This window comes from Thauera phenylacetica B4P (assembly GCF_000310225.1).
Classification (GTDB): domain Bacteria; phylum Pseudomonadota; class Gammaproteobacteria; order Burkholderiales; family Rhodocyclaceae; genus Thauera; species Thauera phenylacetica.
On the sequence record NZ_AMXF01000307.1, the window covers coordinates 1 to 3,868 of the forward strand.

The 3,868-nt window shown below is 72.9% G+C and carries 2 protein-coding genes; both read left to right on the plus strand.

Annotated features, from left to right (window positions below; genetic code table 11):
* A partial coding sequence (locus C667_RS20950; RefSeq protein WP_004382085.1) for an efflux RND transporter periplasmic adaptor subunit occupies positions 1-708 on the plus strand: 708 nt, incomplete at its 5' end.
* Positions 705-3,815, plus strand: coding sequence for an efflux RND transporter permease subunit (locus C667_RS20955; protein ID WP_004382088.1), 3,111 nt, complete (start codon positions 705-707; stop codon positions 3,813-3,815). The genes C667_RS20950 and C667_RS20955, both read left to right, overlap by 4 nt.
* Positions 3,816-3,868: the final 53 nt, after the last annotated feature.

Genomic DNA, 3,868 nt, shown 5'->3' on the forward strand with positions numbered 1-3,868 from the left:
CGCCGCCGGGCGATCGCCGAGCATCCCGCCCGCCTCGCCCAGCTCCAGGCCCGCCTCGCCGAGGCCCGCCGCGACGCCGAGCGCGGCGAGGTCGTTGCGCCCTTCGCCGCGCGCATCGGCAAGGTCGAGGTCGCCGCCGGTGACCAGGTCCAGCCCGGGCAGGCGCTCCTGAACCTCTACCCTTCGGACGCGCTCTTCCTGCGTGCGCGCGTGCCGGCAATCTATGCCGAGGAGCTGCGCGCCGCCCTCGGCCGCGGCGAGACCCTGCGCGCGCATGCCGAGTTCGGCACCAGCCGCCTAGCCGCGCGCCTGGAGCGTATCGGCGGCGAGGCCGACGCGCGCGGCGTGGACGTGCTGCTGCGCATGGACGACGCAGCAAAGCTCCCAGTGGGCGCCTTCCTGAGTGCGGTGCTGGAGCGGCCGCGGCTGGAGGCCGTGTTCGCCGTGCCGCCCTCGGCGCTGCACGGCGGTGACCGCATCTACCGTATCGAGGACGGCCGCCTGAAGGCGGTGCCGGTGCTGCGCGCCGGCGAACGCCGCGACGGCGAGCGCCTGGCGATGCTAGTGCGCGCCCGCGACGAGGCCGCGCCGCTGCGCGACGGCATGCTGGTCTCGCGCACCCACCTGCCGCACGCGATCGACGGCCTCGCTGTCGAGGTGGTCGGTGGCGGGGGGTCGGGAGGCGCAGCCGCCGGGGCGACGCGATGAGGCACGTCAGCGTGCTGGAGCGCCTGGCCGGCCACAAGGTCGCTGCCAACGTGCTGATGCTGCTCGCCTTCGTGCTCGGCACGATCGGCATCACGCGCATGAACGTGCAGTTCTTCCCCACCTTCGAGCTCGACGTGATCTCGGTGCGGGTGGTGTGGACCGGCGCCTCGGCCGAGGACGTGGAGATCGGCATCACCGCCCCGCTCGAGGAACGCCTGAAAACCGTGGACGGGCTCAAGAAGATGAGCTCGACCTCGGCGCAGGGGGTCGCCAGCATCACGCTCGAGCTGCACGAGGACACCGACGCCCTGCTCGCGCTCGACCAGGTGCGCCAGCGCGTCGACGAGTTCCGCAACCTGCCGCGCGACGCCGAGACCCCGGAGGTCAGCCGGGTGTCGCGCTACGAGCCGATCGCGCGCCTGCTCGTGCGCGGCGGCAGCGTCGAGGAGCTGCGCCCCTGGGTGCGCCGCTTCGAGAGCGAGCTGCTCGCCGCCGGCATCGACCGCATCACCCTCACCGGCCTGCCCGAGGAGCGCATCGCGATCGAGGTCCCCGCGGCGGCGCTGGAGACGCTCGGGCTGTCGCTGGTGCAGGTGGGCGACCGCATCGGCCAGCTCGCGCGCGACTTTCCCGCCGGCATCGCCGGCGAGGCCGACGGGGCGCGCGAGATCCGCGGCCTCGAGCAGCGCCGCAGCGCCGACGCCTTCGCGCCGCTGCCGGTGGTGAGCGATGCGCTAGGCGTGGTCCGCCTCGGCGAGATCGCGCGCCTCACCCGCGAGCCGCGCAACAACGAGCTGGCGCTGTTCGAACGCGGCGACGCCGTCGTCGAGCTGCAGCTTCAGCGCAGCGAGAGCGGCCACTCGCTGAAGGCCGCACGCGTGCTCGAGAACTGGCTGGAGAAGACCCGTCCGACGCTGCCGCCGAGCATCCGCCTGGAGGTCTTCGACGCGCAATGGCAGCTCATCAGCGAGCGCATCGAGCTGCTGGTGAATAACGGCCTCTCGGGCTTGCTGCTGGTGGTCGCGGTGCTGTACTTCTTCCTGCCCGGGCGGGTCGCATTCTGGGTGATGATCGGCGTGCCCACCGCCTTCCTCGCCACCCTGGCGCTGATGTACGTGCTCGGCGGCACGCTCAACATGATGAGCCTGTTCGCGCTGATCATGGCCCTGGGCATCATCGTCGACGACGCCATCGTGGTCAGCGAGGACGCCGACACCCACCGCCACCTGGGCGAGGGCCCGGCGCAGGCCGCGCTCGGGGGCGCACGCCGGATGCTGTGGCCGGTGGTCGCCTCCTCGCTCACCACGGTGGCGGCCTTCCTGCCGCTGATGATGGTGGGCGGCATCATCGGCAACATCCTCGGCGACATCCCCTTCGTGATGGTGGCGGTGATTGCCGCCTCGCTGCTCGAGTGCTTCCTGATCCTGCCCGCCCACCTGCGCGGCGCGCTCGCCGGCGCCGGCGCGCTCGAGCACTCGGCGCTGCGCACCCGCATCGACGCGGGCTTCGCGCGCTTTCGCGACGGGCCCTTCCGCCGCCTGGTGGAGCGCGCGCTCGCCTGGCGTGGCGCCACGGTGGCCTTCACCTTCGGCCTGATGGTGCTCGCGGTCGGCCTGATCGCGGGCGGGCGCATCGGCTTCGTGTTCTTCCCCACCCCCGAGGGCCAGGTGATCTATGCCAACGCCACCTTCGTCGCCGGCACGCCACGCGCGCACACCGAGGCCTTCCTCGGCGAGCTAGAGCGTGCGCTGTTCGCCGCCGAGGCGGAGCTCGGCGGCGGCCTGGTGCAGACCGCGGTGGCGCGCCTGGGCGGCACGATCAGCAGCGGCAGCGGCGGCAGCGCGCGCGGTGACCAGCTCGCCGGCATCATGGTCGAGCTCGTCCCGCCCGACACCCGCGAGGTGCGCAACGAGCGCTTCCTCGCGGCGTGGCGCGAGAAGCTGCCGGCGGTGGCGGGCCTGGAGCTGCTCACCTTCACCGCGCGCCAGTCGGGACCGCCGGGGCGCGACATCAACATCCGCCTCACCGGCGACGACGCCGACGCGCTCAAGGCCGCCGCGCTCGAGCTCGCCGAGACCCTGAAGAGCATCCCCGGCGTCAGCGAACCCGAGGACGACATGCCCTACGGCCGCGAGCAGCTGGTCTATCGCCTGACCCCGGCCGGCGAGGCGCTCGGGCTCACCACCGAGAGCCTGGGCCGCCAGCTGCGCGCCGCCTTCGACGGCGCGCTCGCCCAGCTCGTGCAGGTCGGCCGCGACGAGCTCGAGGTGCGGGTGATGCTGCCGCGCGAGGAGCGCAGCCGGCTCGACGTCTTCGAGCGCATCAACGTGAGCCTGCCGGACGGCCGCTTCGTGCCGCTCGCCAGCGTGGCGACCTGGGAGTCGCGGCGCGGCTTCGAGGCCTTGCGCCACGCCCAGGGCCGGCTCGCGGTCGAGGTCTCGGCCGCGGTGGATTCCCACGTCAGCAACGCCAACGTGGTGCAGGCCGAGCTCGAGCGCGACACCCTGCCCCGGCTCGCGCACAAGTACGGCTTCGAGTTCAGCTTCGAAGGGCGCTCGGCCGACCAGCGCGAGACCCTGGCCGACATGAAGGCCGGGCTCGTGCTCGGCCTCGGCCTGATCTACCTGGTGCTGGTATGGTCGTTCTCGTCGTGGAGCTGGCCGCTGGTGGTGATGTCGGCGATCCCGCTCGGGCTGGCGGGCGCGATCTTCGGCCACTGGGTGCTCGGCATCGACCTCACCATCCTGTCGATGTTCGGCCTCTTCGGCCTCGCCGGCATCGTGGTGAACAACTCGATCATCCTGGTGAGCCTGTTCAAGGAGCTCCAGCACAAGGGCGCCGGCCTGCAGGAGGCCCTGGTCGGTGCCTCCTGCGGCCGCCTGCGCGCCGTGCTGCTGACTTCGCTGACCACGGTCGGCGGCCTCACCCCGCTGCTCTTCGAGCGCTCGCTGCAGGCCCAGTTCCTGATCCCGATGGCCGCCTCGATCGCCTTCGGGCTGGGCTTCTCGGTGCTGCTGGTGCTGTTCTTCGTCCCCGCCCTGCTCTCGCTGCTGGAGAGCCTGCGCGCCTGGACGGCCGGCGCGCCGCGGGAGAGCGCGGCGGGCTGAGTCGGGAGGCGCAAGCGGCGCACAGCGGGGCCGCGCGAGCGGCCCGCAGCGGC

Excerpts from the sequence above, each read along its gene's own strand:
- C667_RS20955 (WP_004382088.1), top strand. The coding sequence starts at position 705 with ATGAGGCACGTCAGCGTGCTGGAGCGCCTGGCCGGCCACAAGGTCGCT.